Source organism: Arthrobacter sp. AQ5-05 (assembly GCF_003287975.1).
Classification (GTDB): domain Bacteria; phylum Actinomycetota; class Actinomycetes; order Actinomycetales; family Micrococcaceae; genus Paeniglutamicibacter.
Genome location: NZ_QMKQ01000018.1, coordinates 75,252 through 88,252, shown reverse-complemented (window position 1 = coordinate 88,252; position 13,001 = coordinate 75,252). Strand labels below are relative to the sequence as shown.

General features: G+C 60.8%; 10 protein-coding genes and 3 tRNA genes. 11 read left to right on the top strand and 2 right to left on the bottom strand.

All coding sequences use genetic code 11. The features are described from left to right. Positions 1-264 precede the first annotated feature (264 nt). Together DQ353_RS15005 and DQ353_RS15000 are read right to left on the bottom strand one after the other, a co-directional pair. Positions 265-954 carry a response regulator gene (locus DQ353_RS15005; RefSeq protein ID WP_113763625.1) on the bottom strand — a complete coding sequence of 230 codons (690 nt, stop codon included), beginning with the start codon at positions 952-954 and terminating at the stop codon, positions 265-267. A gap of 5 nt (positions 955-959) precedes the next feature. Next, positions 960-2,147, bottom strand: coding sequence for a sensor histidine kinase (locus tag DQ353_RS15000; protein ID WP_113763623.1), 1,188 nt, complete (start codon positions 2,145-2,147; stop codon positions 960-962). 169 nt (positions 2,148-2,316) lie between these two features. Here DQ353_RS15000 and DQ353_RS14995 point away from each other — a divergent pair, with 169 nt between their 5' ends. The 11 genes from DQ353_RS14995 (at position 2,317) to DQ353_RS14945 (ending at position 12,986) form a co-directional block, all read left to right on the top strand. Continuing rightward, a complete protein-coding gene (locus DQ353_RS14995; protein WP_113763621.1) occupies positions 2,317-3,375 on the top strand; it encodes a 3-isopropylmalate dehydrogenase in 1,059 nt (352 codons plus the stop codon). 99 nt (positions 3,376-3,474) lie between these two features. After that, positions 3,475-4,569 (top strand): branched-chain amino acid aminotransferase, encoded by a 1,095-nt coding sequence (locus DQ353_RS14990; RefSeq protein ID WP_113763619.1) that lies wholly within the window; start codon positions 3,475-3,477, stop codon positions 4,567-4,569. A gap of 95 nt (positions 4,570-4,664) precedes the next feature. Then, on the top strand, positions 4,665-5,780 hold the full coding sequence (gene galE, locus DQ353_RS14985; RefSeq protein ID WP_113763616.1) for a UDP-glucose 4-epimerase GalE: 1,116 nt from the start codon (positions 4,665-4,667) through the stop codon (positions 5,778-5,780). A gap of 3 nt (positions 5,781-5,783) precedes the next feature. Continuing rightward, entirely contained in the window at positions 5,784-6,545 is a 762-nt protein-coding gene (locus DQ353_RS14980; protein WP_113763614.1) for a fumarylacetoacetate hydrolase family protein, read from the top strand. 131 nt (positions 6,546-6,676) lie between these two features. Then, entirely contained in the window at positions 6,677-8,182 is a 1,506-nt protein-coding gene (gene gltX, locus DQ353_RS14975; RefSeq protein WP_113763612.1) for a glutamate--tRNA ligase, read from the top strand. A gap of 67 nt (positions 8,183-8,249) precedes the next feature. After that, complete coding sequence (locus tag DQ353_RS14970; RefSeq protein ID WP_220094023.1) at positions 8,250-8,972, top strand: HAD family hydrolase; 723 nt, start codon at positions 8,250-8,252, stop codon at positions 8,970-8,972. 115 nt (positions 8,973-9,087) lie between these two features. Beyond that, positions 9,088-9,159 (top strand) — tRNA-Gln (locus tag DQ353_RS14965). Positions 9,160-9,227: 68 nt separating this feature from the next. Further along, positions 9,228-9,300 (top strand) — tRNA-Glu (locus tag DQ353_RS14960). Positions 9,301-9,349: 49 nt separating this feature from the next. Continuing rightward, positions 9,350-9,425 (top strand) — tRNA-Glu (locus DQ353_RS14955). A 184-nt stretch (positions 9,426-9,609) separates the two neighbouring features. Further along, positions 9,610-11,349: a dynamin family protein gene (locus tag DQ353_RS14950; RefSeq protein WP_113763608.1), complete on the top strand. Its 1,740-nt coding sequence runs from the start codon at positions 9,610-9,612 to the stop codon at positions 11,347-11,349. Continuing rightward, positions 11,346-12,986: a GTPase gene (locus DQ353_RS14945; protein ID WP_113763606.1), complete on the top strand. Its 1,641-nt coding sequence runs from the start codon at positions 11,346-11,348 to the stop codon at positions 12,984-12,986. The genes DQ353_RS14950 and DQ353_RS14945 overlap by 4 nt, the downstream gene beginning before the upstream one ends. Positions 12,987-13,001 lie beyond the last annotated feature (15 nt).

Sequence of the window (13,001 nt, the reverse complement as noted above, 5' to 3'; positions counted from 1 at the left end):
CATGGTGGGAGGAGCTTATTTCATGGCTCCCAAGGGCGCTACGGGTGGCTCTGAAGGAGAATATTCGCATTTTGGCGGGGTGGCTCTGAACGGCAATATTGGTGGCTCTCAAAGAGTCAAATATTCAATTTAGCTAGCCGAGCAGAAGGCCTTGGTCCGCAACTTGAAGTTGTGGGCCAAAGCCTTCTTTCGTTCCATGGATCCAACTTTCAGCAAGCAGCCATTGATCTGAGCCAAATTCTCTCGTTGGATCGATGCGCCGAACTACGGGGTGACAACCCCGGTTTCATAGGCGATGACAACTGCCTGCACACGATCCCTGGCGCTCAATTTGGCCAGGATATGCCCTACATGTGTCTTGACCGTTGCTTCCGACAAGTACAACTCCGCCGCGATCTCCGGGTTGGACTTGCCGTTGGCTATGAGCCCAAAGACCTCGCGTTCACGTGGGGTCAATGACTCCACGGCCTTGACGTGCGCGCTGTCCGGGAGCGTCGAGCGTCGCAGCATGGGAGCCACATGGTCTAGGAGTCTGCGTGTCGTTGACGGTGCAATGACAGCATCTCCGCGGAAGACTGTGCGAATCGACTCGAGGAGTTCTTCCGGAGGTGCGTCCTTGAGCAGGAATCCGCTGGCTCCGGCCTGGATTGCGGAGAGTGCGTACTCGTCCAGGTCAAAGGTAGTCAGCACAATGACCTTCGGGCCTGGGGCACCCTTGGCCTGTTTTGCAAGCAAGTACTCCGTTGTCTCTATACCGTTCATCTCTGGCATGCGCACGTCCATGAGGATGACATCCGCGCCAGCCAGGGCCGGTGAAGCGATGGCTTCGCGGCCATTCGAGGCCTCGGCAACGACTTCCAGGTCGAATTGGGAATTGATCAGCATTCGGAAGCCACTTCGAACCAATAGCTGGTCATCGACGAGTGCAACTCGTATGGGGTTTTCTTTGGGCAAGATTTCTAGTCCTCGGTGTAGGGGATGAATACGTCAACGTGGAACCCGCCGCCGGCCTTTGGTTCGGCCTGCACACGGCCATCGTAGAGGGCGACCCGTTCGGCCATGCCAAGCAGTCCCTGTCCTGCGTCCGATGTGCTGAGGGCTCCGGCTCCGCGGCCGTTGTCAGAAATAGCCAGCTGCAGTCCCTTGCTGTTCCAGACGAGGCTCACACTTGCCGTGGTCGAAGGTCCAGCATGTTTCAACACATTGGTCAGCGCCTCCTGTAGCGCTCTGTACGCGGTGAGCTCCGCACCCGCAGGCAGCGCACGTTGGGCCGTTCCTTCTTGCGAGTATCTGATCTCCAGACCGCTCTTGCCTGTGGTTTCCAGCAGCTCGGGAACATCCACGAGGGTTGGGAGCGGCCTCGTGGAGGCCTCCTCGCCGCCGCGCAGCACACCCAGCAGTCTGCGCATCTCTTGTAGGGAGCTTCGTCCGGTCTGGGCTATTGTGGCAAGGGTTTCCCTGGCAATCCCCGGGTCGTGTTCACTCGCGTAGCGTGCACCATCGGATTGGGTGATGATCACCGAAAGGGAGTGGGCAACAATGTCGTGCATTTCCCGAGCTATGTGGTTGCGTTCGTCGGCGGCAGCCAACGCACGTTCCTGTTCCCGCTCGGTCTCGAGCCTCCGGGTGCGGTCCTCGAGTGTTTGCAAGGTAAGTCGTCGTGTACGGGCCAAATCCCCAAACGTCCAGGCAACCAGAACCACGAGTCCTAGGCCTATGAAGTTCAGAACCATGCCTTCAAGCGAATTTCCGCCGGCCCAGACGCCTACCCGGACACTGGCCAGCAGAGCTCCAACGAATCCCGCTGCCAGCCCGGCGAAGGATTCCCACCGTTTGCCGAAAGCCGCCAATGTATAGACCGTAATTGGCACGGCAATCTGGGATGGCAACAATTCGCTTGTGACCACGACCTGGATCAGATGCGCGAAGACGATGATTCCGGCGGCCGGCGCGGGCCGCCTTCGCCGCCAGATGAGCGGAAGCGTCTGCAGCGAACCCAAGACGAACATCGTCCAACCGTTGCCTGAAACGCCAAGCATGATGCCGGCAAGGAATCCGAAGACGAGCCAGATTCCGAGGCCAAAGATGAGGTCAACCTTGTTTGGATTCTCGCGAATCCACTTGTCTATGGTGCGGTGTGGCGTCATCGGTTCCTGCGTTGGCAACTGGAGGGGTTAGCTTCGTCCTCAAGCCTACGGCGCAAGCGCCGGGCGTGCCTCATGCCTCGGCATGAGATTGGGCTCTGTCCAGCCAAAAATTGTTCATATTTTGAGACAGGTTGCTCACATAGTGATACAAGTCGATAAACTCATGTGTATGAGCGAATCCTTGAATATTGCCGTCATTCCAGGCGACGGCATTGGTCCAGAAGTTATTGCCGAGGCCGTGAAGGTCCTGAATAAGGCCACGGAGAGCACCAACGTGCAACTGGTGTTGACCGACTATAAGCTCGGTGCCGAACATTGGCTCGAAACGGGGGAGACCCTGCCCGAGGAAACCCTCGTCGCGCTGCGCACCCATGACGCCATCTTGTTTGGTGCCGTTGGTGCGGCACCGGGGGATACCCGCATTCCTTCAGGCTTGATTGAACGCGAACTGCTGCTCAAGCTGCGCTTCAGCCTGGACCACTTTGTGAACCTGCGTCCGTCCAAGCTGTACCCCGGCGTCCCGAGCCCGTTGGCCGAACCCGGCGAAATCGACTTCATCGTTGTTCGCGAAGGAACCGAAGGCCCCTACGTGGGCAACGGAGGCGTGCTCCGTGCCGGAACGCCCCATGAAATTGCCACAGAGGTATCCATCAACACCGCGCACGGTGTCGAGCGCGTTGTACGCGACGCATTCCGCCGTGCCAACGAGCGTGAGCGCAAGCATGTGACGCTGGTCCACAAGCACAATGTCCTGGTCTACGCCGGCCACTTGTGGCGCCGCACCGTCGAAGCAGTCGCTCAGGAATTCCCGAACGTCACCCACGATTACCTGCACGTGGATGCCGCAACGATCTTCATGACCACCAACCCCTCGCGTTTCGATGTCATTGTCACCGACAACCTCTTCGGTGACATCCTCACCGACCAGGCCGGCGCGATCACCGGCGGCATCGGCCTGGCCGCTTCAGGCAACATCAACATGGACCGCACCGCACCGTCAATGTTTGAACCGGTGCATGGTTCGGCGCCGGACATCGCTGGCCAGCAGAAGGCCGACCCCACGGCGGCGATCCTTTCGGCTGCTCTCTTGCTGGACCATGTTGGCCTGTCGGAAGCCGCCCGCCGAGTGGAAGAAGCTGTGGAAAGCGACATTGCATCACGTGATGAAATGACCGACCCGCGCACCACGGCCGAGATTGGCGATGCAATCCTCGCTGCACTGGCTTAAGCTGGTGCGTAGGTTCACTTAGGAACCAATTCTTAGGGTGGCAAGCCCTTATGGGCTTGCCACCGCAACACCCTGTCGAAGAGGAAGCCTGACGGCATCATGGAATTCACCGAAGTTCTCTCAACACACCGTAAAAGCGATCAGGAACGTGCCGATATCCTGGCCAACCCGGGTTTCGGGGATTTCTTTACCGATCACACGACTGTCATCGACTGGGCAGCCAACGAAGAAGGCAAGGACGGCACCTGGAGCAATGCACGCATTGAACCCTACGGTCCCATTGCCCTGGACCCTGCGGCATCGGTCCTGCACTACGGCCAAGAGATCTTTGAAGGACTGAAGGCATACCGTCACGCAGATGGAAGCATCTGGACGTTCCGTCCGCATGCAAACGCCGCCCGCCTCAATCGTTCGGCCGAACGCTTGGCCCTTCCCAAGCTGGATGAAGAAGTATTCGTCGAGTCGTTGCGTCGCTTGGTCAAGGCCGATATCCAGTGGGTCCCCTCGGGAGACGGCGAGGCACTCTACCTCCGCCCGTTCATGATCGCCACCGAAGCCTTCCTGGGTGTTCGTGCGGCTCGCCAGGTTTCCTACCGTGTCATCGCATCCCCTGCAGGAAACTACTTCGGCGGCGAACTGAAGCCGGTGGGCATCTGGGTATCCCACAACTATGCCCGCGCCGGTCGTGGCGGCACGGGAGCAGCCAAGTGCGGCGGCAACTACGCAGCATCCCTGATTGCCCAACTTGAAGCTGAAGAGAACGGCTGCAAGCAGGTGTTGTTCCTGGACCCGTTCAATGACGAGGCTGTGGAAGAACTGGGTGGCATGAACGTCTTCTTCGTCATGAAGGGCGGCAAGCTTGTCACTCCCCGCCTGACCGGAACGATCCTGGAAGGCGTTACTCGGTCCTCCATCATCCAGCTGGCCAAGGACCGCGGCCTTGAAGTTGAAGAACGCACGATCACCCTCGGAGAATGGCGCGAGGGAATTGCCAGCGGGGACATCGAGGAAGTCTTTGCCTGTGGCACCGCAGCCGTCATCACGCCGATCGGTGTGCTGAAGAACGGTGACGAGCACATTGGTGATCCCGATGCTCCCGCCGGCGCAGTGACGATGGCATTGCGCACCGAATTGCTTGGCATCCAGACCGGTGCCATCGAAGACCGCCACGGCTGGCTGGAACAGCTCGCGTAATCGCAAGACATTTGAATGGGTGGGATTCGAATCGAATCCCACCCATTCTGTCTATGTGGCGTAAACACGGTTCAAAGTTTCATAGAATGAGACCCATGCGCATTTTGGTTACCGGCGGCGCCGGCTACATCGGATCCCACACAGTGTTGCTTCTTCTGGAAGAGGGGCACGAGGTCCATGTCTATGACAACCTGAGCAACTCATCGCCCGAGGCGTTGCGTCGTGTTGCGGAACTCACCGGCCACGACGCGCAGCTGCACATCGGCGACTTGCTGGACGAGCGCCGCCTTCGGGACGTTTTTGAAGCGGCAAATCCCGAGGCAGTCATCCATTTTGCCGGACTCAAGGCGGTCGGGGAATCGGTGTCGAAGCCGTTGGTTTATTACCGCAACAACGTCACCGGCACCTTGAACCTGCTCGAAGCCATGGACGCCAACGACGTCCGGACACTGGTCTTCAGCTCCTCGGCAACCGTGTACGGAGAGACAGTTGAACTGCCGATCAACGAATCCACCGCGTTGTCCGCCACCAACCCGTACGGACGCACCAAGCTTCACATCGAGTACATGCTCGATGACCTGGCCGCGTCCGATCCACGGTGGGCCATTGCCAAGCTGCGTTACTTCAACCCGGTTGGCTCGCACGAATCGGGCCGGATCGGAGAGGACCCGCAGGGAATCCCCAACAACCTCATGCCATACATTGCCCAGGTTGCGGTGGGGATCCGGGAGAAGGTCAGCGTGTTCGGCGGAGACTACCCGACCCCCGACGGCACCGGCGTGCGCGACTACATCCACGTTGTGGACCTGGGCGCCGGCCACCTGGCAGCGCTGGAATACCTGCAGGATCACGGTGGCCTGCACGCGTGGAACCTGGGTACCGGAACCGGGTCCTCGGTGCTGGAGGTCATCCAGGCCTTTGCCCGGACCTCCGAGCGGGAGATTCCATACGAGATTGTCGACCGCCGTCCAGGGGACGTTGCCGCCAGCTACGCCGATCCGACGTTGGCCCGCGAGGAAATTGGCTGGAAGGCGGAACGTGGCCTTGAGCAAATGGTCGAGGACATGTGGCGGTGGCAATCCGGGAACCCCAACGGTTACCCGGAGGAAGCACCGCACGATCTCGAAGACGACGAAGTGCAAGAATGCAATGTGGCCAAGTCGTCCAAGACGAAAAGCAACCCTGACGTCGACGACACCACTAAGCTGTAACCCATGCGTATTGCTCGTTTTGTCGTTGACAGTGACCCCATGTACGGCGTCGTGGAAGATGACGAGGTCATCGTCATTGCCGGAGACCCGTTCTTCCAAGGAATCAAGCCAACCGGTGCCAAGCACAAGCTTGAAGACGTCCGCCTGCTTGCCCCGATCATTCCCCGCTCCAAGGTGGTGTGCTTCGGACGCACCTATGCTGACCATGCCGCCGAGCTCGGCAACTCCGTGCCCGCCGAGCCCTTGATGTTCCTGAAGCCGAACACCGCGGTGGTCGGCTCCGGCGATCCCATCACCTTGCCGAGCTTCTCCGAGGAAATTTCCTATGAGGGTGAGCTTGCGGTGGTCATTGGACGCATCTGCAAGGACGTCCCGGCCGAGAAGGCCCAGGACGTGATCTTTGGCTACACCATTGCCAATGACCTCACCGCGCGCGATGCCCAGCGCACGGACGGCCAGTGGGCCCGTGCCAAGGGCTGGGACGGATCCTGTCCGCTGGGTCCGTGGATCCAGACGGAGCTGGACCACGACGACACGCAGCTGACCACCCGACTGGACGGAAAAGTCGTCCAAAACGGCAACACCTCCGAAATGGTGTGGGGGATCAACGACCTGGTTGCCTATGCCTCTCAGGCCTTTACCCTGCTTCCGGGCGACGTGATCCTCACCGGCACCCCGGCAGGCGTCGGCCTGGTCACCGAAGGACAGCGAGTGGAAGTCGAGATCGAGGGAATCGGCACGCTGAGCAACACGTTCCGCCGCTAATCTCCCTGACTGATCGCTTTCTCAGTTTGGCCCCGGCTTCCGGGGCCAAACCTGGTTAAGTGGCGCTGGGTTGCGAGGACAGCCGCGTGCTGGCCGGTTGATTTCCTGTCGCGGCATAGAATGGTCACATCATGACTGATGTATCCCTCATTCCCACCGTGACCGATGAAACCCCCGTCCGCGTACGCTTCTGCCCGTCTCCGACCGGCACACCGCACGTAGGCCTGATTCGCACCGCCCTGTTCAACTGGGCCTATGCGCGCCACACCGGCGGAAAGATGATCTTCCGCATCGAAGACACCGACGCCAAGCGTGACTCCGAAGAGAGCTACCACCAATTGCTTGATGCGTTGGATTGGCTTGGGATCACCTGGGATGAGGGTGTCAACGTCGGGGGACCGCACGAACCGTACCGCCAGTCCCAGCGCGGCGACATCTACCAGGATGTCATTGCCAAACTGCGCGCCGGCGGCCACGTCTATGAATCCTTCTCCACCCCCGAAGAGGTCGAGGAACGCCACAAGGCAGCAAGCCGCGATCCGAAACTGGGCTACGACGGCTACGACCGCGACCTGAGCGACGAGCAGGTCGCTGCATTCCGCGCCGAGGGCCGCGAGCCGGTGCTGCGCGTGCGCATGCCGGACGAGGACCTGACCTTCACGGACTTGGTCCGCGGGGAGATCACCTTCAAGGCCGGCTCGGTCCCGGACTTCGTGGTGGTCCGCGCCAACGGACAGCCGCTCTACACGCTGGTCAACCCGGTCGATGACGCATTGATGGGCATCACCCACGTGCTCCGTGGCGAGGACCTGCTTTCCTCCACCCCGCGCCAGATCGCCTTGTACCGTGCCTTGATTGCCATTGATGTGGCGAAGTACATGCCGCTCTTTGGCCACTTGCCTTACGTGATGGGCCAGGGAAACAAGAAGCTTTCGAAGCGCGACCCGGAATCCAGCCTCTTCCTTCACCGGGACCGCGGCTTCATTCCGGAGGGCCTGCTGAACTACCTATCGTTGCTGGGCTGGTCGCTGAGCGCGGATGAGGACATCTTCACCCGGGACCAGCTCATCGAGGCGTTCGACGTCCACGACGTGCTGTCGAACCCGGCCCGCTTTGACATCAAGAAGGCCGAGGCCATCAACGGCACCCACGTGCGCATGCTGGAGCCGGAAGACTTCCGCGCCCGCTTGGTTCCATACCTGCAGGCCCAAGGCTTGGTGGGGGAGACGCTCACCGATCGCCAGAACGAGATCCTTGCCGAGGCGGCACCATTGGTCCAGGAGCGCATCACGCTCCTGGGCGAGGCGCCGGAAATGCTCGAGTTCCTCTTCAGGGAGGATTCGTCGATCGAGCCGGCAGCCGATGCCTTGAAGGGGCTTCCGGAGAACACGGCCGAGGTTCTTGACGCCGGCCTGGCCGCGTTGGAGGCTGCACCCGAGTGGAGCGCCGAGACCATTCAAGACGTCTTGAAATCAGCCTTGGTTGAGGGACTTGGCATCAAGCCTCGCCACGCATTCGGACCCATCCGCACCGCGGTGTCGGGCAAGCGCATTTCCCCGCCGCTCTTTGAATCCATGGTGATCCTGGGCAAGGAATCATCCTTGAGCCGCGTACGTGCGTTCCGGGCCACCCGGTAACCAGGAGCAAACAAGAATCGTGCATAACGCGACCGGCGCCCTCAACCCAACTCACGGAGCAGCTTCCGTGGCCCGGGTTGAGGGCGTTCTTTTTGACATTGACGACACCCTGGTGGACCTGAACTCGGCTTCAATCAAGGGCTTTCACCAGCTCACAGCAGAAGACTTCCGGGATATTCCAGCCGCACTGCGCGAGCATGCGGCCCGGGACTATGCGGATGACGCTGCGGGGGCCTACGAGCGCTACATGGCCGGGGAACTGACATTCCTTGGCCAGCGCGCCGAACGCATCCGCCGGGCCTATGGACTCGTGGGCGTGGAAGCGCCACCGGCCGAAGCTATCGGTCTGTGGAGCGCCCGCTACGAGGACGTGGTCCAAAGCATGTGGGCACCGTTTCCCGATGTCCATGACTGCCTGGATGAGCTGGATGCGCTTTCCATTCCCTACGGAGCCGTGAGCAACAATGTGGAGGACTACCAGCGCAACAAGCTTTTGCTGGCAGGTCTCGAGCGCATCGCGGTGCTCGTGGGTTCAGACACCGCCGGTGCGCCAAAGCCGGATCCACGTCCGTTCCATGCCGGGTGCCGGCTCTTGGGAACCAGTATCGACGCCACGCTGTATGTGGGCGACAACCCGGTCAACGACGTGCAGGGTGCCAAGGCCGCGGGACTGCAGGGAATCCTGTTGGATCGTGCGGCAGATCACAAAAACGGGCCTGCCGGAATTCTGCAAAATCTCGGATCCCTGGCGTCGCTAATCCGCGGAAATCCGGGGTTTTTGGGTGCCTAGGCACCTAGTGAGCCCTCGATTTGTACTTTCTGCGGATCCGCCGGTATAGTTATTTCTCGTGCTGAGGCGCAGGAAAGCTTCCGAAAAGGAAAGCCGGAGAGCGAATCAAGCGCTGTGGGGTATGGTGTAATTGGCAACACACTGGTTTCTGGTACCAACATTCTAGGTTCGAGTCCTGGTACCCCAGCGTCACGGTCTTCGCGAAAGCGGAGACCGGTCTGCTTGGGGGATGAAAGTCCTCCAAGCAGAGCATACGGCCCCATCGTATAGCGGCCTAGTACGCTGCCCTCTCACGGCGGTAACGCGGGTTCGAATCCCGCTGGGGTCACGATTCAATTGAATCGGACGGCAACAGTCCTAAAACGTTGCAGCTATGCGGCCCCATCGTATAGCGGCCTAGTACGCTGCCCTCTCACGGCGGTAACGCGGGTTCGAATCCCGCTGGGGTCACCAGCGCAAAGGTTCCAAACCAAGGTTTGGAACCCTTTGTATTTAACCAGTAGTTTCGGATTTTTCCGGGCTAACTCCGCACAGCTTGCGGATAAAAAGCCCAAGTCTTTGGCATGATGTAGTGGTGACTACTAGTAATGGCTCCGGACCCGAAGGTTCGCCACACCTCTCTGCAGTTCCAGCAGACATGGAAGCCATCAATCTGCTCACCGAAGTCCGTTCCGATCTTTCGGGCAACATCCTTCCCCTGGACATTGCCGGTGTTGCCCAGCTACGTGAAAACGTCCGCAGCTCGGTGGAACAGCTCGACGACTACATCCTGCCGCGTTACCGCAGCCTGGATGCACCGCTGCTCGCCGTTGTCGGTGGATCCACCGGTGCCGGAAAATCCACGCTCGTCAACGCGATTGTGGGCCACCCGGTGACCCGTGCCGGCGCGATCCGGCCCACCACCCGACAACCCATCCTCCTGCACCACGAGCTGGATCGCCCCTGGCTGGAAAACGACAGGATCCTTCCAGGCCTGCGCCGCATCACCGGAACCACCGTCAGCCGCAACGAATCGATTCCGGCAAGCCAGGCAGGTGCCACACCGGATGCCGCCCTGACCGATTCGATCATCCTGCTCCAAGATGATGCCGTCCCACGCGGCCTGGCGATCTTGGATGCCCCGGACGTGGACTCGATCTCGGATGAGAATCGCCGACTCGCCGGACAGCTGCTGGCTGCGGCAGACCTATGGATCTTTGTCACCACCGCCAATCGGTATGCGGACGCCGTTCCCTGGAAACTTCTCTCGGAGGCGGCTGGCCGCAACATCACTGTCGCCGTCGTCCTGGACCGGGTCCCTGCCGGCGTGGAAGAGGAGATCGCCACTGACCTGCGTGGCATGCTCCAGCGAGAAGGGCTGGGCGGGGCCGAGCTCTTTGTGGTTCCGGAACTCGAACTAGACGAGATGGACATGCTGCCGGGCCTCGCCGTTGCGCCACTGAAGACGTGGCTGGGCGAGCTGGCGGACACCAGCGAATCGCGCGCCGCCATAGCCCGCCAGACCCTTGCCGGGGTTCTTGGCCAGCTTGCCGACCGCGGGGACGTTATTGCCGTGGCCATGGGGGAGCAGGAAGCCAGCGGCAGCAGGCTGGCCCAATACGCGGAGGAAGCCTTTGCCCAGGCGCACGTCGGTATCCTCGCCAGCGTTCAAGACGGGACCTTGTTGCGTGGCGAGGTCCTGGCGCGCTGGCAAGACTTTGTGGGAACCGGTGAATTCTTCCGGTCCCTTGAATCCGGAATCGGCAGGTTGAGAGATCGGATCGGGGCCTTTTTCACCGGCAAGCCCAAGCCCGTCGACAACATCGAGGCCGCCATCGAAAGCGGCCTGCATGCAGTTGTCGTCGATCAGGCCGCCAAGGCGAGTGAAACCACCGAGGAGCGCTGGAGGGCCGATCCCGCTGGCAAGGGGCTGGTTGGGACCGCCAACCTCGGAGCCCTCTCCGCAGGCTTCTCCGACAGGGTAGCCGAGCAGGTGCGAGCCTGGCAGGGAGACCTGATGGGTATCATCCGCACCGAGGGGGCCAACAAGCGCATGACCGCCCGCATGGTCTCCTTTGGCGTCAACGGGGTTGCCGTTGCGCTCATGGTGGTGGTCTTTGCCTCCACTGCCGGACTGACCGGGCTGGAAGTAGGAATTGCGGGAGGGTCGGCCGTGGTTGGGCAAAAGCTTCTCGAGGCGATCTTTGGGGAGGACGCCGTGCGCAGGCTCACCAAGCGTGCCAAGGATTCCTTAGCGGTCCGTTGCACCGATCTTCTCGAGACGGAAAAGGAACGATTCCTTGTCCGTCTTCAAGGCATTCCAACGGCGGAGGACGCCAAACGACTGAAACAGAACTCGGCAGCCATACGCCGACTGGCCCGGGAGCAAGGTGCATGAGCCGCCGCCGTCAAACCACGACCACCAGCCCGCTCGAGCTTCGATTGGAAGCGCTCAAAGAAGCCACAGAGTTGGGGGCCGACCGCATTGACGTTGCGGTGAGTGAAATTTCTTGGAAGATGCTCGAACGCGCATCAACGCGCAGGACGCTTTCCGCGGAACACACCGTGGTGGGATTCTTTGGAGCCACAGGCAGCGGAAAATCTTCATTGTTCAATGCCGTTGCCGGACAGGACCTCGCGAGGGCGGCAGCAACCAGGCCAACCACAAGCCAGCCACTGGCCGGAATCTGGGGCCGCACCGGTTCCGATCCACTGCTTGATTGGTTGGGCGTCCAGGAACGCCATGTGCTTGACTCACCCTTGCGCCTGGAAAAGAAGGGCTTCTTTGGATCGGAAAAGGAAGCGAGCGGGCTGATCCTCCTTGACCTGCCGGACTTCGATTCCACGGTCGCAGCAAACCGCGAAATTGCCACCAAGCTTGCCGGGCAAGTCGACGTGTTGATATGGGTCCTTGATCCACAAAAATATGCGGATGCCGCAGTCCACCACGACTTCATCCGACCGCTGGCAACCCACGGATCGGTCACCCTGGTGGTGCTGAACCAGATCGACAAGCTCAGGGACAATGAGCGTCAACCGGTGATGGATTCCTTGCGCTCGATACTCTTGGCAGACGGCCTGGCCAACCCAAGGTTGCTGGGGGTCTCGGCGCTGACCGGCGAAGGCCTGGACCCATTGCGCCAGGAAATTGCCCGAGTGGTCACTGAACGCGGGGCCACCACACGCCGGCTAACCGCCGACGTGGCGGGCATTGCCGAGCGGATGGGCGAAGGCTCTTCCATGAAAGAGCTCGCTCTTCCTTCGGAACCCGCGAAGAAGTCGCTCACGGGCGAACTGGCAGCAGCAGCCGGGGTCGACACCGTGGTGGATGCCGTGCGAAGCTCGTATCGTCTTGATGCCCACAAGAAAACCGGCTGGCCGCTAACCCGGTGGCTGGCAAAGGTTCGTCCGGATCCGCTGCGCCGGCTCAACCTAAAGAGCACGGAAGTGAATCCGAAGCTTAATCGCACCTCCTTGCCGGCCCCCGGCGCCGCGCAAAAGGCTCAAGCCGATACCGCGGTCCGCCGCTATGCAGACCAAGCCGGTGAAGGTGCACCCGAAGCCTGGCAGGGTTCAATCCGGCGTGCGGCGCGAGCGGGCCAGGAAACCCTGGCCGATGAATTGGATCAAGCCATTGCCAACACCGATATCGGTGCAACGAAGGGCGCCTGGTGGTGGCCGGTGGTCTCCGTCATCCAATGGATTTCGCTTGTCACTGCCCTGGCCGGAGCGCTCTGGCTGGGGGCATTGTTCGCTGCGCAATACTTCCAATTCACTGTGCCCGAGGTTCCCAAGATAGAAGGGTTCCCCGTCCCCACGCTCATGGTCGTCATCGGCATACTATTGGGAATCGTCCTGGGGCTCGCCACGGGACTGGTTGCCCGGATCGGGGCAGCGGGGCGTGCCCGAAAGGCCCGCAAAGCTCTCCACGCCTCCGTGGCAAAAGTCGCGAGCCGAGCGGTCATTGAACCGGTCGGCGCTGAAATCACCAGACACAATCTTTTTATTGGAGCCTTGGAACGTGCCAGAAACTAATGTACTGACGGTCGG